This window comes from Mariniflexile litorale (assembly GCF_031128465.2).
Classification (GTDB): Bacteria; Bacteroidota; Bacteroidia; order Flavobacteriales; family Flavobacteriaceae; genus Mariniflexile; species Mariniflexile litorale.
Genome location: NZ_CP155618.1, coordinates 1,549,792 through 1,569,107, shown reverse-complemented (window position 1 = coordinate 1,569,107; position 19,316 = coordinate 1,549,792). Strand labels below are relative to the sequence as shown.

16 protein-coding genes and 1 pseudogene are annotated in these 19,316 nt (G+C 32.9%); 9 read left to right on the top strand and 8 right to left on the bottom strand.

What is annotated here, in order from left to right; all coding sequences use genetic code 11:
- Positions 1-6 precede the first annotated feature (6 nt).
- The gene (locus tag QLS71_RS06580) at positions 7-744 is read left to right on the top strand and encodes a lysophospholipid acyltransferase family protein (RefSeq protein ID WP_308991827.1); all 738 of its coding nucleotides are present in this window, start codon (positions 7-9) and stop codon (positions 742-744) included.
- Between the two features lie 83 nt (positions 745-827).
- On the opposite strand, the gene QLS71_RS06575 is transcribed toward QLS71_RS06580, so the two are convergent.
- The 4 genes from QLS71_RS06575 to recA all read right to left on the bottom strand — a co-directional run bounded on the left by QLS71_RS06575 (position 828) and on the right by recA (position 4,428).
- Positions 828-2,330, bottom strand: coding sequence for a hypothetical protein (locus tag QLS71_RS06575; protein WP_308991828.1), 1,503 nt, complete (start codon positions 2,328-2,330; stop codon positions 828-830).
- On the bottom strand, positions 2,331-2,873 hold the full coding sequence (locus tag QLS71_RS06570; RefSeq protein WP_308991874.1) for an RNA polymerase sigma factor: 543 nt from the start codon (positions 2,871-2,873) through the stop codon (positions 2,331-2,333).
- 29 nt (positions 2,874-2,902) lie between these two features.
- The gene (locus tag QLS71_RS06565) at positions 2,903-3,316 is read right to left on the bottom strand and encodes a hypothetical protein (protein ID WP_308991829.1); all 414 of its coding nucleotides are present in this window, start codon (positions 3,314-3,316) and stop codon (positions 2,903-2,905) included.
- A 98-nt stretch (positions 3,317-3,414) separates the two neighbouring features.
- The gene (gene recA, locus QLS71_RS06560; RefSeq protein ID WP_308991830.1) at positions 3,415-4,428 is read right to left on the bottom strand and encodes a recombinase RecA; all 1,014 of its coding nucleotides are present in this window, start codon (positions 4,426-4,428) and stop codon (positions 3,415-3,417) included.
- A gap of 286 nt (positions 4,429-4,714) precedes the next feature.
- Between recA and QLS71_RS06555 the strand changes: the two genes are divergently transcribed.
- The 7 genes and pseudogenes from QLS71_RS06555 (at position 4,715) to QLS71_RS06525 (ending at position 11,981) form a co-directional block, all read left to right on the top strand.
- On the top strand, positions 4,715-5,788 hold the full coding sequence (locus QLS71_RS06555) for a rhodanese-related sulfurtransferase (protein ID WP_308991831.1): 1,074 nt from the start codon (positions 4,715-4,717) through the stop codon (positions 5,786-5,788).
- Between the two features lie 204 nt (positions 5,789-5,992).
- Positions 5,993-7,243, top strand: a complete 1,251-nt coding sequence (locus tag QLS71_RS06550) for a regulatory iron-sulfur-containing complex subunit RicT (protein ID WP_308991832.1) — start codon at positions 5,993-5,995, stop codon at positions 7,241-7,243.
- Between the two features lie 31 nt (positions 7,244-7,274).
- Positions 7,275-7,724 (top strand): gliding motility lipoprotein GldH, encoded by a 450-nt coding sequence (locus QLS71_RS06545; protein ID WP_308991833.1) that lies wholly within the window; start codon positions 7,275-7,277, stop codon positions 7,722-7,724.
- Between the two features lie 49 nt (positions 7,725-7,773).
- Complete coding sequence (locus tag QLS71_RS06540) at positions 7,774-10,104, top strand: transglycosylase domain-containing protein (protein WP_308991834.1); 2,331 nt, start codon at positions 7,774-7,776, stop codon at positions 10,102-10,104.
- 101 nt (positions 10,105-10,205) lie between these two features.
- Complete coding sequence (locus QLS71_RS06535) at positions 10,206-10,919, top strand: CoA transferase subunit A (RefSeq protein ID WP_308991835.1); 714 nt, start codon at positions 10,206-10,208, stop codon at positions 10,917-10,919.
- 15 nt (positions 10,920-10,934) lie between these two features.
- Positions 10,935-11,288, top strand: a pseudogene (locus QLS71_RS06530) (four helix bundle protein).
- A 39-nt stretch (positions 11,289-11,327) separates the two neighbouring features.
- Entirely contained in the window at positions 11,328-11,981 is a 654-nt protein-coding gene (locus QLS71_RS06525) for a 3-oxoacid CoA-transferase subunit B (protein WP_308991836.1), read from the top strand.
- Positions 11,982-12,316: 335 nt separating this feature from the next.
- Here the strand turns inward: QLS71_RS06525 and QLS71_RS06520 are convergent, their stop codons facing one another.
- The 4 genes from QLS71_RS06520 to QLS71_RS06505 all read right to left on the bottom strand — a co-directional run bounded on the left by QLS71_RS06520 (position 12,317) and on the right by QLS71_RS06505 (position 16,400).
- Positions 12,317-13,996, bottom strand: a complete 1,680-nt coding sequence (locus tag QLS71_RS06520) for an ABC transporter ATP-binding protein (protein WP_308991837.1) — start codon at positions 13,994-13,996, stop codon at positions 12,317-12,319.
- Positions 13,996-14,709, bottom strand: coding sequence for a 3'-5' exonuclease (locus QLS71_RS06515; RefSeq protein ID WP_308991838.1), 714 nt, complete (start codon positions 14,707-14,709; stop codon positions 13,996-13,998). Before QLS71_RS06515 ends, QLS71_RS06520 begins: the two co-directional genes overlap by 1 nt.
- Positions 14,706-15,851 carry a serine hydrolase gene (locus QLS71_RS06510; protein ID WP_308991839.1) on the bottom strand — a complete coding sequence of 382 codons (1,146 nt, stop codon included), beginning with the start codon at positions 15,849-15,851 and terminating at the stop codon, positions 14,706-14,708. Before QLS71_RS06510 ends, QLS71_RS06515 begins: the two co-directional genes overlap by 4 nt.
- 75 nt (positions 15,852-15,926) lie before the next feature.
- Positions 15,927-16,400, bottom strand: a complete 474-nt coding sequence (locus QLS71_RS06505; RefSeq protein WP_308991840.1) for a methylated-DNA--[protein]-cysteine S-methyltransferase — start codon at positions 16,398-16,400, stop codon at positions 15,927-15,929.
- A gap of 88 nt (positions 16,401-16,488) precedes the next feature.
- On the opposite strand from QLS71_RS06505, the gene QLS71_RS06500 reads away from it, so the two are divergent.
- Positions 16,489-19,260: a hypothetical protein gene (locus QLS71_RS06500; RefSeq protein WP_308991841.1), complete on the top strand. Its 2,772-nt coding sequence runs from the start codon at positions 16,489-16,491 to the stop codon at positions 19,258-19,260.
- Positions 19,261-19,316 lie beyond the last annotated feature (56 nt).

Below are 19,316 nucleotides of genomic sequence, written 5' to 3'. Positions count from 1 at the left end.
GGTTCGATGAAGTTATTTAAATATCTATTCTGGATTTTATACCGCATTTGGTTCTACATACTTGTTGCATTGCCAATATTTATTATGTTCCCCATACTTTTAATCTCTATTTTAAAGGAATCGTGGTATCCCTATTTTTTTAAGTTGGCTCGTTTTTGGGCCAAAATTATTTTAATAGGCATGGGGTTTCGGTGGAAAATTGAAAGTGAACAAACTCCTGAAACAAGCAAAAGCTATATGTTTATTGCTAACCACACTTCAATGACAGATATTATGCTCATGCTGGTTTCAATTAAAAACCCTTTTGTTTTTGTTGGTAAAAAGGAATTGGCTAAAATTCCATTGTTTGGGTTTTTCTATAAACGGACTTGTATTTTGGTAGATAGAAGTTCTGAAAAAAGTAGAAAAGCCGTTTTTTTAAGAGCTCAAAAACGATTAAAAACGGGAGTTAGTATTTGTATTTTTCCTGAAGGGGGCGTTCCAGAAGAACATATTATGTTAGACGAATTTAAGGACGGTGCTTTTAGGTTGGCGATTAACCATCACATTCCGATAGTGCCCATTACTTTTGCAGACAATAAAAAACGACTTTCGTACACCTTTTTTAGTGGTGGACCAGGGAGAATGCGGGCAAAAATTCATGAATTTTTGTTGACCGATGATTTAACAGCTCATGATACAAAGGCTTTAAATGAAAAGGCACGAACAGTAATCCTTAAACAACTGCAAAAATTTAACACATAAAAAAGACTGCTCTGGGGAGAGCAGTCTTTTTGGACATTAATTTTCGAACTTAATGAAAATCAATACCTAGAATTAACCAAAATCTAGAATTTAATGGTGAATCCAGTATAAACACCTATGAAAAATGGTGTAAAATTACCAGAGGTATCATTAAATGTGTTAATTTGATATTTAAACATAGGTTCTAAATTCACATCTATTTTTTTAGAAACTTGATAGTTAAAACCCACTCCAAAATTAGCACTGTAACTTATTTTATTTATATTATCTGCTTCACCTATAAAGGCTCTTTGTCCTGTTTCACCTTCAGAAAACACTTTATTGTCACTTAAAAAGAACGAACTAAAACCTCCAATAACGTTAATCCCCAATTTACTATTAACTAGAGCGTATTGAATTTCTAAAGGGACTTCAATGTAACCTAAAGACTGATTAATAGAAGTGCTTGTGGAGGAAAAAGAGTCTGGTTTTGCACTTAAAGTTTCTCCACTAATAATCGAAATATTATTATTAGGAGCATCATAATTTTTAGTATTTGAATTTGAATTAACGTTCTGTAGCATACGGGAACTAGAACTTGCACCAACCGGTTGATAAATAACGACATTGTTGGTATTATAACCTAAGTTTACTTTGTTAATACCCGAACGTACGCTTAATTTATTGTTAACAGCATAGCTCGCACTAATACCATAACTCATGCCGATTTCACCCGTTTTAGAGTTGGCGTTAAGCTCTGGGTCTATAGATGAGCCTTCACCCAAACTATTAAAATAAACAGGTGCTGCGTTTGGGGTAATACGCCATTTGTTAGCGCTTTTTTCATTTTCAACAACCTCTTTATCTTTATCCAAGACCTCTTCTATCGTCAAAGTTTTCTTTTCTTTATCTTCAATTTTTGCAATAGAAGTGTTGTCTTTTGAAGCGTTGCTAATTAATTCTTTGGCTTTTTGAGTATTGATCAATGATCCACTTGTCTGAAGTGTTTCGTCTGTATTTTTTGAATTGTTAACCACAGCTGTATGTATGGATTTATTTTTATTTTCGGATTTGCCTTGGGAATTTGTAGCAAAAGCATTGTTAATTGATGGTGTTAAACTATTTTTTATATTCGCTTTTTTATTTGAAGGCAAACCTGATTGATGGATACTTTCATTTTTATTGGTTGAAGAAGATGTATTTACTATGGATGATTCATACAATATTTTAGTTGTGCTTGACTCAACAACTTTAGCGTTATTTTGAGAACCATTTTCTAAATTATTTTGTGTAGGTTTATCATTTTCAACAGCTACTTTAATGTCGTTAGAAATGTTTGAACTTCGAGTTTGATTATCTTCAGTATCAACTACTTGAATGGGGTTTGTGTTTTCTTCATTGAAAAAATATGTACCTCCCATGGTTAATAGCAGTGCTAATAGTGCTGCCACACCCCCATAACGCCACCATATTGGAATGATACGGCGTTTTTTCTTGTCTTGGTTAAGTTCAGCTTCAATGTTTTTCCAAACGGCATCACTAGGACTCGCTTCAAAATCTTTAAAGTGTTCTTGAAATAACCTATCTATATGTTTTTTATCACTCATTTATAATGATTGTAAACTTTGTGTTGTTTTGTAATCTTGAATGGTTTGTTTCAAAATTTGTCTAGCACGGGCTAAATTAGATTTTGAAGTACCTATATTTATTTCCAACATAGCAGCTATGTCTTTATGTGAATAACCATCTAACACATATAAGTTAAAAACCAATCGATATCTGTCCGGCAATTCTTGAATGATTCGTAAAAGATAGTCGATAGATAGTGTATCTTCGTCTACTTCTAATTCAACATCATCAACAGTATTTTCATTTATAATATCAAAAACCTTTTCGTTTCTATATTGTTGTAAAACGGTATTTATTGTAACCCGCTTAAGCCAACCTTCAAACGAGCCTTTGTTTTTATATTGATTTATTTTTTTGAAAATTGTTATAAAAGCGTCTTGTAAATTATCTTCCGCTTCGGCATAGTTCCTTGAATACTTTAAGCATACAGAGAAAAGTTTACTCGAAAAGAGTTTATACAATTCACTTTGCGCTTTAGTATCATTATTTTTACAATTTTCTATGAGTTGATTCAAACTCAATTTAAACATGCGTTAGTTAAAACTTAAATTTATTCGGTTACAGGCACTTCAATTGTAAGATATTGATCTTCTCCGTCTTCATCTTCTCCTTGCCAAAATTTAAAAATGTAAGAACCATTACTTGTAACTATAAAGTTAAAAGTAGCATCTTCTGTAATATTATCCAAAGTTTCGCAATTATCATTTCCATAAACGTATGTTACAGGGGCTACAGTACGTTCATTTAGATTTTTTGAATAATAAAATTCTTTAAATACATGGCATGCTGTGGGTTTTAAATAGGTTACCGTTATTGGGTATGTTTCACCTAATACAAATTCAGTAGGGATATCAACACTCTCTACGGGTAAAACTTCAAAGCTATAGTTACTATTATTGTCATCGTCTAGACTGCAGGAAGTCAGCAAAACTAAAGCAAAACTAAGGGCTATTAACTGTTTCATAAAAAATAAAATTTTAACTTTTATTCTTTAGATGCATTTGCTATTAAAAGGTTGCGTATTAAAACAAAAAAAATCCCGATGATTCGGGATTTTTTAAACTATTCTGATTCAGAAGCGGCTTTGGCTATTTTTCTAACCTTGGCTTCGAGTTCGTCCATGAGTTCTGGGTTGTCTTTTATTAATGCTTTCACAGCATCTCTACCTTGTCCGAGTTTAGTATCTTCATAACTAAACCACGACCCGCTTTTTTTAACAATTTCGTTTTCAACAGCGATGTCTAAAACCTCTCCTACTTTACTAATGCCTTCACCGTACATAATGTCAAATTCGGCCATTTTGAAAGGAGGAGCTACTTTATTTTTAACGACTTTTACTCGGGTTTTATTACCTGTAACATTTCCATCGGTTTCTTTTATTTGAGTTGAACGACGAATATCCAATCGCACGGATGCGTAAAACTTTAAAGCATTACCACCTGTAGTTGTTTCTGGGTTACCAAACATAACACCAATTTTCTCTCTTAACTGGTTAATAAATATAACGGTACAGTTTGTTTTACTAATAGATGCTGTTAGTTTTCTTAAGGCTTGTGACATTAAACGGGCATGTAACCCCATTTTAGAGTCGCCCATTTCACCTTCAATTTCACTTTTTGGTGTTAAGGCTGCTACCGAATCGATAACTACAATATCAATAGCGCCTGAGCGAATTAAATTATCTGTTATTTCTAAGGCTTGTTCACCGTTATCTGGTTGAGAAATAATTAAGTTGTCTAAATCTACGCCTAATTTTTCAGCATAAAATCTATCAAAAGCATGTTCAGCATCAATGAAAGCTGCAATACCGCCTGCTTTTTGCGCCTCGGCAATAGCATGTAATGTTAGGGTTGTTTTTCCTGAAGATTCTGGACCGTAAATTTCAATAACACGCCCGCGTGGGTAGCCGCCAACGCCTAAGGCAATATCTAAGCCAAGAGAACCCGATGAAATAGCGTCTACATCAACTACTGCTTTGTCGCTCATTTTCATTACGGTACCTTTTCCGTAGGCCTTGTCTAATTTATCTAATGTAAGTTTTAGTGCTTTTAATTTAGCTTCTTTTTCGCTGCTCATTTTTTTTTATTTTCTAAAGTAATGAATGCTAAAATAGTATAAGTTTTGTCATCTTACAATTTTATAACGCAACCTTTATCAACATTTTGTATCTATTAATAAATAGGGAAAGATTTTGCTATGAAACTTATCTTTAGAATACTTTTAAAGTAGACTAACTCTAATTTTTCTTTAAAAGCACCTAATTATTATATAGGTGCTTTTTTTGTGATTATTGTGTCAGTTTTTTTAAAAATTGTACTTTTGTATTATAAAATAATTCTTTAACTTAAAACATTAGTATAGCATGCAACTGTACAATAAATTAAGCGCAAAAGAAAGAGCAGAATTAATAGACGAAGCTGGAAAAAGCCGTTTAACTCTTTCTTTTTACCAATACGCTCATATTGGAAATCCACAAATTTTTAGAGACCATTTATTTTTAACTTGGGATGCTTTAGAGGTGTTAGGCAGAATTTATGTAGCTCACGAAGGTATTAATGGGCAACTGTCTTTACCTGCCGATCGCTTTAATGAATTCAAAGCCCATTTAGATAGCATCGATTTTTTAAAAGGCATCCGTTTGAATATTGCGGTTGAACAAGACAATAAATCATTTTTAAAGCTGAAAGTGAAAGTGCGCAATAAAATTGTTGCCGACGGTTTAAATGATGAAACATTTGATGTTACCAATAAAGGGATCCATTTGGCAGCAGAACAATTCAATAGTTTTATTGAAGATGAAAATACGGTTTTGGTTGATATGCGTAATCATTACGAAAGTGAAATAGGTCATTTTAAAAATGCCATTACACCTGATGTGGATACGTTTAGAGATTCTTTAGACATTATTGAAACAGATTTAAAAGATCACAAAGAAGATAAAAACTTAGTGATGTATTGCACAGGCGGCATCCGTTGCGAAAAAGCCAGTGCCTATTTTAAACATAAAGGTTTTAAAAACGTGTACCAATTAGAAGGAGGAATTATTGAATATACACGCCAAGTAAAAGAACAAAACTTAGATAATAAATTTTTAGGTCAAAATTTTGTGTTTGACGACAGACGCGCCGAACGGATTAGTGAAGATATAATAGCAAATTGCCACCAATGCGGAGCACCTTTCGATGTGCATACCAATTGCGCAAACGAAGCTTGCCATTTGCTATTCATTCAGTGTCCAAAATGTCAAAAAGAGATGGAAAATTGCTGTTCTACAACCTGTATGGAGATAAATAGGTTGCCGCATGAAGCCCAAAAAGAACTTAGAAAAGGACAAGGCAATAGTAACGACATCTTTAAAAAAGGACGCGCTAACCACTTGCCATATAAAAAAGATTTAAGGAATATTTTTGACCATTTTCAAAAGAAAGATGCTTAGATTTTTTGTTGAAATAATTAATGAATAAATCTTTGTTTTAAGTCTTTAGAATAATCTTATATTTACATCGAGAAGAATTTTTTGGGTTTTAATCAAAAAAAAACCTTTAAAATTTTCATTTCCACGAAAGTGGGAAACTAAAAAGAATTATGAACCTCCATTCGTAATAATCTAATTATTAACGAATTCAATATATAAAAACTTATGGCTTGTAACAGTTGTTCAACTGGAAAAGACGGTCAACCAAAAGGATGTAAAAATAATGGTACTTGTGGAACAGATAGTTGTAATAAACTCACTGTTTTCGATTGGTTAGCCAATATGTCGCTTCCTAATGGTGAAAAACCGTTTAGTTGGGTTGAAGTTCGTTTTAAAAATGGTAGAAAAGAATACTACAACAACACCGAAAACTTAACTTTAAGTATTGGCGATGTTGTGGCTACACAGGCTCAATCTGGTCATGATATTGGGATGGTTACCCTTGCGGGGGAATTAGTGCGTGTTCAAATGAAACGCAAAAATATTTCAGAAACGCCTGATGAAATTCTTAAAATTTACAGAAAAGCAAGTCAAAAAGATATTGATATTTGGAAAGATGCACGCGAAAAAGAAGAACCTATGAAGGTGCGTGCACGTCAATTTGCGATCGATTTAAAGTTGCATATGAAAATTTCTGACATCGAATTTCAAGGTGATGCCAGTAAAGCTACTTTTTATTACACCGCAGAAGAGCGTGTAGACTTTAGAGAATTGATTAAAGTATTTGCGCGCGAATTTAGAACTCGAATTGAGATGAAACAAGTAGGGTTTCGTCAAGAAGCTGCCAGACTTGGTGGTATTGGTTCGTGTGGCCGTGAATTGTGTTGCTCCACGTGGTTAACAGATTTTCGTTCGGTGAGTACTTCCGCAGCGCGTTACCAGCAATTATCGTTAAATCCGTTAAAACTTGCAGGTCAATGTGGTAAACTTAAATGTTGTCTAAATTATGAGTTAGATAGTTACCTTGATGCCTTAAAGAGCTTTCCAAAAACAGAAATAAAACTACAAACAGAAAAAGGAACTGCAGTATGCCAAAAAACGGATATTTTTAAAGGCCATATGTGGTATGCTTATGAAGGAGAATGGGCAAACTGGCATAAAATAACGACTACACAAGCCAACGAAATTATTGCTTTAAATAAGAAAAATCAAAAAATTGCGAGTCTGGAAGAATATGCTTCAGAACTTATTGAAGATACTAAAACCGAGTTTGAAAACGTTGTAGGTCAAGATAGTTTAACACGTTTTGATAGTCCAAAGCCAAATAAAAAACGTAAAAACAATAAGAGACGCAATAATACAGACAATAAAAACACTTCGCCTGATAAAAAGACAAACCAAGTTGCTAAAAAAAGTAATAATAGAAACAAAAACAATAGGAAAAAACCTCAAAACACCAAAAATATTGAGAAATAGTGTGCTATTAGTTTTATTGATAACTTCTTTTATGTTTACATCTTGTGATCCTAATCGTGTTTTTGATGCGTATCAACCGATACCAAACAAATGGCATAAAGATTCTGTTGTTAGTTTTAATATTAAGGTTCCCGATTCAACAAATGCCTACAATTTATTTGTTAATTTAAGAAATACCAATGCCTATAAATACAATAATTTATTTCTAATTGTTGAAATGGCGTTTCCGCACGGAAAAACAGTAAAAGACACCTTGGAGTATAAAATGGCAGACCCATCAGGAAAATTTTTAGGTACTGGATTAACAGATGTTAAAGAAAATAAACTTTGGTACAAAGAACAGGTTGTTTTTAAAGAAAAAGGAAACTATATAGTTAATATTCAACATGCTATGCGAGAAAACGGAAAGGTTAATGGCGTTATTGAGCTTGAAGGTATTATCGATATAGGTTTTAGAATTGAAAAACCTAGTAAAAACTAACACCTAATTTTAATTACTTAAGACACTTATAACTTAAGACACTTAAACCATGGCAACAAAAAAGCAAACTCCCACAACTCAAGACTTCTTAAAATACATCCGTTGGTTTTGGATGCTATTTGCAGGAGGGATTCTGTTTGTAATTCTTATATTTTTATTTGCCTCTTGGGGGCTTTTCGGTGAGATGCCCGACCATACGGTTTTAGAAAATCCTAAAACAAATTTGGCAGCAGAAATCATTTCTTCCGATGGAAAAACATTAGGGAAGTTCTATTTAAACGACAATAGAACTCCTGTTGATTATGAAGAATTACCACAGCATTTAGTAGATGCTTTATTGGCTACTGAAGATGCACGCTTTCATAACCATTCTGGTATTGATGCGTTTGGTACTTTAAGAGCCATAGTTAAATTAGGCAGTGGTGGTGGTGCTAGTACTATTTCTCAACAATTGGCAAAACAATTGTTTCATGGTGAAGGTTCTAAAAATAAATTGGGTAGAATGACCCAAAAAATTAAAGAATGGATTATCGCAACCCGTTTAGAACGACAATATACCAAAGAAGAAATTATAGCACAATATTTCAACATCTATGACTTTTTAAATAATGCCGACGGTATTAGAAGTGCCGCTAGAATTTATTTTGGAAAAGAACCCAAAGATTTAGATTTAAAGGAATCGGCTACGTTGGTAGGCATGTTTAAGAATTCATCGTTATTCAATCCTAGAAGGCGTCCAGAGCTCACTAGACAAAGAAGAAATGTTGTGTTGGCACAAATGGAGAAATATGATTTTATAGATGAAAAAACAAAAGACTCCCTTCAAAAAACCGATTTAGATTTAAACTACTCACCAGAATCACATCGTGAAGGTATTGCCACTTATTTTAGAGGGTATTTAGACAATTTTATGAAAGATTGGATTAAAAACAACCTAAAACCCGATGGTACAAAACACGATTTATACAATGATGGATTAAAAATTCATACAACCATTGATTCTCGTATGCAATTATATGCCGAAAATGCGGTGCAAGAACATATGTCTAGGTTACAGACTGCTTTTTTTAGCCAAAATACCCCTCAAAAAAACCCAACAGCTCCTTTTCTAGATTTATCTAAAGATGAAGTAAACAGATTGTTAAAAAACGCTATGAAACAATCGGAGCGCTGGAGAAAAATGAAATACGATTTAGGAAAATCAGATAAAGATATTGAAGCATCATTTTACAAACCAACTGAAATGTCTGTTTTTGCCTGGAGAAAAGGAAAAGCAACTGAAGTAGATACGCTTATGAAACCTATAGATTCCATACGTTACTATAAAACGTTTTTAAGAACGGGTATGATGGCTATGGACCCGCAAACAGGACACGTAAAAGCTTGGGTGGGTGGTATTAATTTTAGACATTTTCAATACGATCAGGTTAAACAGGGAAAACGCCAAGTAGGTTCTACCTTCAAACCATTTGTGTATGCCGCAGCCATAGATCAATTACATTATTCACCTTGTGATGAATTTCCGGACACACCTTTCTGCATTGAAAAAGGCAAATATGGAAATATGGAAGATTGGTGTCCTAAAAATTCAGGAGGCGAGTATGGAGGCTCAAGAACTTTAAAAAACGCATTAGCAAACTCTGTAAATACGATAACGGCCAGATTAATGGATAAAGTTGGGCCAAAACCTGTAATAGATTTAGTTAAGAAATTAGGTGTAGAATCCGATATTCCGGCGGTGCCTTCCATTGCTTTAGGTACAGCCGATTTAAGTGTTTATGAAATGGTAGGAGCATATGCAGCATTTGCCAATAAAGGCGTTTATACAAAGCCAGTAATGGTAACAACTATTGAAGATAAAAACGGAACGATTCTTTATCAATTTAAACCAGAAACCCGTGATGTTTTAGGTGAAGAGGAAGCTTATGTTACTGTGAAGTTAATGCAAGGCGTTGTAGAGTCTGGTTCTGGAGCGCGATTACGAAGAACAGGTGCGCCTGATAAATTTTATAAAGAAGTTATTACTGGTTATCCGTACGGATTGTCAAATGCTATTGCAGGAAAAACAGGAACCACACAAAACCAAAGTGATGGTTGGTTTATGGGAATGGTACCGAATTTAGTAACCGGTGTTTGGGTAGGTGGCGATGACAGAGCAGTACATTTTAGATCTATTTTATACGGACAAGGGGCTTCTATGGCCTTACCAATTTGGGGGTTATTTATGAAGAGTTGTTATGCGGATAAAACCCTAGATGTTTCTACAAGTAATTTTGAAGCACCTTCAAACCTTTCTATTAATGTTGATTGCTCTAAAGGATCGGGGAATTATGTTAGTGGTGAAGACTCTGAAAATGCACCAGACGATTTAAATTTTTAGTAGCGAATTTTTTACTTATCGTATTATATAAATGAAAAGCTATTCTTTTTTAGAATGGCTTTTTTATTTCGTATTTTTAAGAAGCAAAAAAAGATATAAGCATGATTAATAAAAAAGTTGCTAATGTGGAAGAGGCTCTAAAGGGAGTTACGGACAATATGACCTTTATGTTAGGTGGTTTTGGGCTTAGTGGAATTCCTGAAAATGCGATTGCTCAATTAGTGAAATTAGGTATTAAAGGGTTAACATGCATTTCTAACAATGCGGGTGTAGACGACTTTGGTTTAGGTTTATTGCTTCAAAAGCATCAAATAAAAAAAATGATATCATCTTATGTTGGTGAAAACGATGAATTTGAACGCCAAATGCTTTCAGGTGAATTAGATGTCGAATTGATTCCTCAAGGAACTTTAGCTGAACGTTGTCGAGCAGCACAAGCAGGGTTTCCAGCAATTTATACGCCGGCAGGTTATGGTACTGAAGTTGCTGAAGGGAAAGAAACCCGAGAGTTTGATGGTAAAATGTATGTTTTGGAACACGCTTTTAAAGCCGATTTTTCTTTTGTAAAAGCTTGGAAAGGCGATGCAGCTGGAAATTTAATATTTAAAGGAACTGCTAGAAATTTTAATCCAGTAATGTGTGGGGCTGCAAAAATAACAGTTGCTGAGGTTGAAGAACTTGTGCCTTTAGGATCTTTAGACCCCAATCAAATACATATCCCAGGTATTTTTGTACAGCGTATTTTTCAAGGTAAAACATACGAAAAACGTATTGAGCAACGAACGGTAAGGGCTAGAAATTCGTCAATTAGATAATTATACGATTTGAAAATGAGAAATGATTTGGATAATTTAATAGTTAGGTTAACATTTGAACTGGCGCTGGATGTAGTTTCATTTTCCGAAAAAATTAGAGCAGGAAATAGGTTTGAAATGGCTTCCCAAATATTTAGAAGTGGAACATCCATTTGAACTAATATTCGAGAAGCTCAAAATGCTGAAAATAAAAGAGATTTTATTCATAAATTTAAAATTTCTGCTAAAAAAGCAGATGAATTAGAGTATTGGTTGAAACTTTGTCAATCCTCTGAACATTATCCAAACCCTGATGAAAAGTTATTAAAAGATTTAAAATCTGTTATTCTAATAATTTCTAAAATAATCTCATCTAGTAAAAAACCATAATTGGCTAATTTTCAAATCAACACATTAAAAAATTAGAACATGTTAGATAAAATAGGTATAGCAAAGCGCATTGCAAAAGAAGTGAAAAATGGTTATTACGTGAATTTAGGGATAGGTATCCCAACACTGGTTGCCAATTATGTGCGTAACGATATAGAAGTAGAGTTTCAAAGTGAAAATGGCGTATTAGGTATGGGGCCATTTCCTTTTGAAGGTGAAGAAGACGCCGATGTAATTAATGCAGGTAAACAAACCATTACGACATTGCCAGGAGCAAGTTTTTTCGACTCTGCTTTAAGCTTTTCTATGATTAGAGGGAAACACGTAGATTTAACTATTTTAGGCGCCATGGAAGTTGCTGAAAATGGAGACATAGCTAATTGGAAAATACCAGGACGTATGGTAAAAGGTATGGGAGGCGCGATGGATTTAGTAGCTAGTGCTGAAAATATTATTGTGGCTATGATGCATACCAACAAATTAGGTGAGTCCAAATTATTAAAACGCTGCACTTTGCCTTTAACAGGCGTAGGCTGTGTAAAAAAAATTGTAACTAATCTAGCTGTTATAGAAGTTACTAATAAAGGTTTTAAATTGTTGGAGCGTGCACCTGGAATTTCGGTTGAAGAAATAAAGAAAGCTACTGAGGGCATTTTAATTATAGAAAGTGATATTCCAGAAATGTGCTTTTAAAATATTTAATATTAAAAAATAAAGCGAATTTAAATGGCAAAATCTATAGTTGAAATTACTTTAAAACCCATAAAATGTTAAAAATAATTACATTTAGTCGATTTTTTATGTTTTTAAACCGATATATTAAATTTTTATTTGATATTAGCTGTCTAAAATAAACCAATCAAAATAAATAGATTTCCCCCAAATCTACTATAAACTTGAAGCCTATGAATTTTGCAACAAATCTACCTGAACAACCTACATTTAATGAAAGTAAATTCAAAGAAACACTACGTTCGAATTTACAATTTATAAAAAGTTTACTGTATTTAACTAAGAAAATATTTATGCTATAATCCCTTTGGGATGGCATCAATTAATTTTTTAGAATAAGCTGTTTTGGGCGATGCATAAATAACATCGGCATCGTCCAATTCTTCAATTTTACCTTGGTTCATAACCAACAATTGGTCGCTCATGTATTTTACAACAGCTAAATCGTGAGAGATAAAAATATAAGTAAAACCAAACGTTTCTTTAAGATCATTTAACAAATTTAAAACTTGTGCTTGAACGGATATATCTAAAGCAGAAACCGATTCATCACACACGATAAGTTTTGGTTGTAATGCAATAGTTCTTGCAATACCAATACGTTGTCTTTGCCCGCCTGAAAACTCATGAGGATAGCGGTTAAAATATTCTTCAGATAACCCCACTTTATTTAAAATATCAATTGTTTTTTCTTTGCGTTCTTCATCTGAATGAAATAGCTTATGTACCTTCATGGGTTCCATAATAGCTTCTCCTACTGGAATTCTTGGGTTTAATGATGAGTATGGGTCTTGAAAAATAATTTGAATGTCTTTTCGAAGTTTTTTTATATCTGATTTTGAAAGTTTTGTAATATCAATACCGTTATATAGAATTTGTCCAGAAGTTGCTTTATCCAATTGAAGAATGGCATTTCCTAAAGTAGATTTTCCACAACCTGATTCTCCAACAAGGCCTAAAGTTTCGCCTTCGTACAATTTAAAACTCACATTGTCTACTGCTTTAAAAACAGTGGGTTTACTAAACCAACCGCTTTTTGAAATATAGGCTTTTTCAACATTTATAACTTCTAATAAAGGGGGGGTGCTGTATAATTTTTCGTGTTTTTGTTGGCGCTCTTCAGCGGTTATAATTTCGGTTTTAGTGGTATTGTTTAAATAATCTTGAATAGTTGGAAGCGTTTTTAAGCGCGTTTTTAATGAAGGTCTCGAATTAATAAGTGCTTTGGTATAGATGTGTTGAGGTGTTTTAAAAATGGTAGAAACCTCTCCTTGTTCAACAATATCGCCTTTATACATTACTAAAGCTCGGTTTGCTATTTCAGAGATTAAAGAAAGATCATGCGTAATAAAAATAATACTCATTTTGTTTTCAGCCTGTAATTCTTTAAGCAATTTTATAATTTCCTTTTGAACGGTTACATCCAAGGCGGTTGTTGGTTCATCTGCAATTAAAATATCGGGTTTGCAACTTATAGCCATAGCAATCATAACCCGTTGTTTTTGTCCTCCCGAAATTTCATGGGGATAAGCATTATAAATACGTTCCGGATTGGGCAATTTTACTTTTTCAAAAAGAGAAAGTGTTTCTGTTTTTGCTGCTTGTTTCGATAAATTAGTATGTTGTAGTAAAATCTCTTGAACTTGTTTTCCGCAGGACATAGATGGATTTAGAGAACTCATAGGTTCTTGAAAAATCATGGCAATTTGCTTGCCCCGTATATTTTGAAATTTTTTTGAAGACAATGTTGTTAAGTCTTCATTATTATAAAAAATGCTTCCAGATGTTATTTTTGAAATTTTCTTTGGAAGAAGCCCTAAAATAGCGAGTGAAGATACCGATTTACCAGAACCAGATTCACCAACAATACCTAATATTTCATTTTGGTTTAGTTGATAGGAAATATGATGAATGACTTCATTAGTTCCAAAAGCAATAGATAAATCGTTTATAGTTAAAATGGGGGTTTCTTTCATTATATATGAATAATTTCTTTGTCGTGAAGAATATCATCTCCACGAAGCCTTAAAAATATTTGTGCTACGGCAATGGTGTCTTTTTCGCAATAAATGACGATACGGTCTATTTCATTTTCCTCGTAGAAAACTCTATAAACTTCACTGCCATCAATATCGTCTTTGGGTGAAGGGATACCTAACACGTTCGTTAATAATTTTAAGGATGTATAAGATTTGTAATCGCCAAACTTCCATAATTCTAAGGTGTCCAAATGCGGAATTTCCCAAGGTTTTTTTCCAAAGAGATTGAGTTTATAAGGCAACTCTATGTTGTGGATTATCATGCGGCGTGCAATGTACGGAAAATCGAATTCCTTGCCATTATGGGCACAAAGTAAATGTTTTGTTTCGCTAAAATGTGAAACGAGTAAATTTTTAAAATCCTTTAAAATTTTAACTTCTTCACCGTAAAATGAAGTCACTCGAAATTGTCTTAAATCTCCTTTGAGAATGAAATAACCAACGGATATACATACTATTTTACCAAATTCTGCCCAAATTCCGGCACGTTCGTAAAAATCTTCTGCGGTTTCATCTTGCTTTCTTTGGTATTTGGATTTATGTTCCCAGAGTGCTTGTTTGGTTTCGTCTAAATCTGAAAAATACTGGGTTTCTGGAACGGTTTCAATATCCAGAAATAATATGGTTTCTAAATGGAGTTTTGAAATCATTGTTCAAGCATCTTATAAGCTTCCTCAATATAAACCGTAATGTCTTCGGTAAACTGTCCCACACCTTCATCGGGCGATTTTCTATGCCCTAAACGCACAATAATCACGTTATCGTTAGGTTCTACAATAACGTATTGCCCAAGGTGACCTCTCATCATAAAAAAATGTTTATTACCAACATCTTTTAGCCACCAACCGTAGCCGTATTGCGGACTATCCATAAAACGTGGCGTGATGGATTTTACAACAAAAGCCGAATCTAAAAGTTGTTTGCCATTCCATTTTCCATCGTCTTTGTATAATTTCCCAAAACGGGCAAAATCTCTGGCGTTACTTGAAATACAGCAAAAAGCTTTAGCCAATTTGTTTTCGCTATCATCTAATTGCCAAAGAGCATCATTAGTTGCTCCCATAGGTTGCCAAAAACTTTCTGATAGGTAACTAGCTAAAGATTTTTTAGTAGCTTTTTGAATAATCATTCCAAGTAATTGTGTACTTCCGCTTAAATATTCAAATTCTTTACCTGGTGTTTTTACTACTTTTTGGTTTAAAATGGTTTCTGCTAAATCATCATCGTAATTGGCTCTAGCGGTTACTGAAAACGGACTTGTATAATGTTCTACCCAATCTAAACCAGATGCCATTGAAGCTAAATCTCCAACAGTTGTTTTAGCATAAGAATATTGTGAGTAAAAATCGCTAACAGGTTGATCTAAACTCTTTATATATCCATCCATTATTGCTTTTCCTAATAATGATGTTGTAATGCTCTTAGCCATCGAAAAGGAGTTTGTTTTAGAATTCTTATTAAAACCGGCATCATAATTTTCAAACCAAATACTATCATTTTTAATAATTAAATAAGTTATGGTTCCCCAATCTTTATTAACTTTTGAAAGTTTTTCGGTTTCTTTTACTGTATTGTAATTTTTATGAATGGGCCACTCATCTGTAGTGGTTCCTTTTTTGATAGTATCATTTTCAAAATAAGGATAATCGTCAATAAATGCGGTATTGTGTCCTGTAAAGTAAACAATTTTTGCACCTCTTAAAATATATCCATAATCAAAAATATAAAGACCAATTAGTAATAAGCCTAATAATACAACAGTCCACTTTAAAAATTTTTTAAGGAATTTCATTTGAATACGTTTAGTTGAAATAAATATAGCAAATATTTTATGTGTTTCTACTTTTGACTTATTAGAATACTAAATTTAAAAAAGAGATTGCTGTTTGTATGGACTTTCATGTTCCAATAACCATTGTTTGCGATGTAAACCTCCTGCGTAACCTGTTAAACTGCCATTGCTTCCAATCACACGATGGCAAGGAACGATTATCCACAACGGATTTTTACCATTGGCGTTAGCAACCGCTCGAATAGCTTTTACATCACCCAATTGTTTTGATAAATCCAAATAAGAAACTGTTTTTCCATATGGAATTTGTTCTAATAGTTTCCAAATTTGCTTTTGAAAATCGGAGCCTTGTGGATTTAATTTAAGATCGAATTTTGTGCGATATCCTTCAAAATATTCATTAAGTTGAATAACAGAATCTTCAAGTTCAGCAGGGATAATATCGGTTACTTTTTCTTCGGAATTAAGAACAATTACCGAGGAGATTCCTTCAGCGTCACCAATAATTTTGGTATAACCTAAAGGCGATTTGATGATGCATTCTTCCATAAAATCTTTTTTTAGAATGACTAATTTACAAAAACAAGGGTAATTAACTATTTTTATATCTTTATAAGACAATTAATACGTAAAAGATTTGAAAAATAAGTTTTTAGGTTTAACATTCTATATTCTTTTTTTGTTTGCAAATAACCGAGTTCAATGCCAAGAACAAGATTTAAATCTAACAACTTCCAAAGAATTTTATGCAGAGAAAATATATCTTCAATTAAGTAGCACCGTTTTTACAACAGATAAAACCATTTGGTTTAAAGCCATTGTTACAGATTTGAACCATACGCCTACCAAACTATCAGGTATTTTACATGTAGAACTCATAGATTTTGATGAAAGAGTTATAGATCAAAAATTATTAAAGTTAGAAAAAGGAATAGCAGATAGTTTTTTTCAATTAAATGAAGCAATGAGTTCAGGGCGTTATTTAATTCGTGCTTATACAAAATGGAATACAAATTTTGATGCGGATTTTATAAGTGAATACTATATAAATCTTTATACTCCTAAAACTATTTTAGAGAACGAGGAAGCTATTAGAGGGATTATACTAACAGAAAATGAATCTAAACAATATGAGTTATCGGCAAAAGTTTTTCCTAGAGTTATAGATCCCAAATATAGAGGTAAACTCATGTTATATATTGATATGGATACTAAAGAAGATTCCGTAGAAATAAAAAAGGATAAACAGGGTGATTATCGTTTTAATTATTTGCTTCCTGAAGCCGTAGTAAAAGCAAAATTGGAGTTGAGATTAGATGCCATCAAGCTTAAAAATAATAATTATGGCTTTGTTAATACATATAGTAAAACATTTTTTATAGACAAAGACTATTTAGATTTACAGTTTTTTCCTGAAGGCGGAAAATTGGTGGATGGCGTCTTAAGTACCGTTGCATTTAAAGCTTTAGATTATAAAAATGAAGGACAAAAAGTCTCTGGCAATATTGTTGACCAGTATGATTCTGTTATTGCTCCTTTTGTAAGTAATAAACTTGGCATGGGTATTACATATTTTAAGGCAGATGTGGATAAAATATATTATGGAAGTGTAAAAAATAATAGAGATGTTGAATATAAATTCATGCTACCTAAAGTAGTTCCGATAGGGCAGGTTTTAACTGTTAGACAAGCCGGTAATTATATAAGAATTGGTATAAACTCAAATGATCTTAAACAGGATAGTATTTATTTAAAAGTGCAATCAAGAGGTGTTACGTTCCATAATTCAAAGCTTCAGTTAAAAAATGGTATTGTTAATATAGCATTAGAAAAAAAATCATTACCTGAAGGTATTGTTAAGTTAACCATATTAAATACAAACAAAGAACCTGTTTGCGAGCGTTTAATTTATAATTTTTCGGAAGATTACAGATTAAATATAACAGCTACGCCTCATTTAAAACAGTATAGTCAACGAGATAAAACGATTATTAATATCTTCACAAAAGATAAAGACAGTCAGTTAGTTAAGGCTCATCTTTCGGTGTTAATTCTTAATAAAGAGCAATTGGGAAGGATGCAAGATAGGCGTCAAAACATCCTGTCTTATTTTTTATTGAATTCAGAATTACGAGGCAACATCGAATCTCCTTATATTTATTTTGATAAAGCAAATAAAAATAGGCATCGAGATATGGATGCACTTATGTTAACTCAAGGCTGGCGACATTATAAATATGAAAATTCAGAAATAACAACCAACTTTAAAATCGAACCCGAAAAGACTTTAGTTGTCTCTGGAACTGTGGGTGAATTTTTCAACCCAAATAATAAGAAAAAGCAACCTTTAGATTTAACTTTGATGACTTTTGGAAAACCTCAAAGTGTTTTTAAACAACAAGTTGATAGTACAGGATATTTTAATTTCTATTTAGACGATATGTATGCTGACGATTTAGAAATCTTAATACAATCAAAGAATTATAAAGGAAAGCAAAAGGACTATACAATTAATATTGATAAAACATTGCCACCAAATATTAATTATAAAAAAAAGGAGTCTATACAATTAGTCGATTCTATAAACAATTATCTCAAAGAAAATATTGAGCGAAAGCACGTAGAAGAAGATTTTAAAGTATCGAGTGGAACTATTGCTTTAGATGAAGTTAAACTTTCTGGGTATAAATTAACGACCGAACGAGAGAAGATGATGAATTTGCATGGACCACCAGATATTGTAATTGAAGATAAGGAGTTGCATAAGGAAATTAAAAAATGGTCTTATGGGCTATTTAGTGTACTGCTATTTAGTTATCCAGAAGATATTTCTATTCGAAGAGTTGGAAGGAATGGAGGATTTCTATTGGCCGAAGCACATGGAGCAGATTTTACCTTTATCATTATAGATGGCATACCCGTAAAAATTGAAAATTACGGGTTAATAGGGAGTTTGCCTACTGAAGAAATTAAAAGTGTAGAGATAATAAAAAGTCCTAAGAATCCAAGAAAATATGTAAACGAGGTGTTTGGCGACCCTAGAGCTTTAGACGGAGCACTTACAATTTCATTTATAAGCATTTATACCTATTCCAAAAAAGGTCTTTTCGGCGTACAAAGAACATCTGGAATTTTTAAAGGAACTATCTCAGGATTAACTCCCCAACGCGAATTTTATGCACCTAAATACGAAGACTTGCAGCATGATGATTGGAATATCCCAGATTTACGTTCGGTAGTATATTGGAACCCCAATATTATAACAGATATAGAAGGCAAAGCACAAATTGATTTTTATAATGCAGATAATACTGGCGATATGCTCGTTGTAGTAGAAGGCATCACAGAAAATGGTCATATAGGCTATTATAACATGAGCTATACTGTTGATGAGAAGATCGAAAAATAAAAGTATAAGATACTTATTTAGTAACTATTCGATTGAATTAGCATAAATAATTTATT

What these genes read in the sequence shown, in the direction of transcription:
- QLS71_RS06535 (WP_308991835.1), top strand. Translation starts at nt 10,206, where the DNA reads ATGATTAATAAAAAAGTTGCTAATGTGGAAGAGGCTCTAAAGGGAGTT.
- QLS71_RS06515 (WP_308991838.1), bottom strand. Translation starts at nt 14,709, where the DNA reads ATGATTTCAAAACTCCATTTAGAAACCATATTATTTCTGGATATTGAA.
- QLS71_RS06540 (WP_308991834.1), top strand. Translation starts at nt 7,774, where the DNA reads ATGGCAACAAAAAAGCAAACTCCCACAACTCAAGACTTCTTAAAATAC.
- QLS71_RS06525 (WP_308991836.1), top strand. Translation starts at nt 11,328, where the DNA reads ATGTTAGATAAAATAGGTATAGCAAAGCGCATTGCAAAAGAAGTGAAA.
- recA (WP_308991830.1), bottom strand. Translation starts at nt 4,428, where the DNA reads ATGAGCAGCGAAAAAGAAGCTAAATTAAAAGCACTAAAACTTACATTA.
- QLS71_RS06580 (WP_308991827.1), top strand. Translation starts at nt 7, where the DNA reads ATGAAGTTATTTAAATATCTATTCTGGATTTTATACCGCATTTGGTTC.
- QLS71_RS06575 (WP_308991828.1), bottom strand. Translation starts at nt 2,330, where the DNA reads ATGAGTGATAAAAAACATATAGATAGGTTATTTCAAGAACACTTTAAA.
- QLS71_RS06565 (WP_308991829.1), bottom strand. Translation starts at nt 3,316, where the DNA reads ATGAAACAGTTAATAGCCCTTAGTTTTGCTTTAGTTTTGCTGACTTCC.
- QLS71_RS06510 (WP_308991839.1), bottom strand. Translation starts at nt 15,851, where the DNA reads ATGAAATTCCTTAAAAAATTTTTAAAGTGGACTGTTGTATTATTAGGC.
- QLS71_RS06520 (WP_308991837.1), bottom strand. Translation starts at nt 13,996, where the DNA reads ATGAAAGAAACCCCCATTTTAACTATAAACGATTTATCTATTGCTTTT.
- QLS71_RS06555 (WP_308991831.1), top strand. Translation starts at nt 4,715, where the DNA reads ATGCAACTGTACAATAAATTAAGCGCAAAAGAAAGAGCAGAATTAATA.
- QLS71_RS06545 (WP_308991833.1), top strand. Translation starts at nt 7,275, where the DNA reads ATGTTTACATCTTGTGATCCTAATCGTGTTTTTGATGCGTATCAACCG.
- QLS71_RS06505 (WP_308991840.1), bottom strand. Translation starts at nt 16,400, where the DNA reads ATGGAAGAATGCATCATCAAATCGCCTTTAGGTTATACCAAAATTATT.
- QLS71_RS06550 (WP_308991832.1), top strand. Translation starts at nt 5,993, where the DNA reads ATGGCTTGTAACAGTTGTTCAACTGGAAAAGACGGTCAACCAAAAGGA.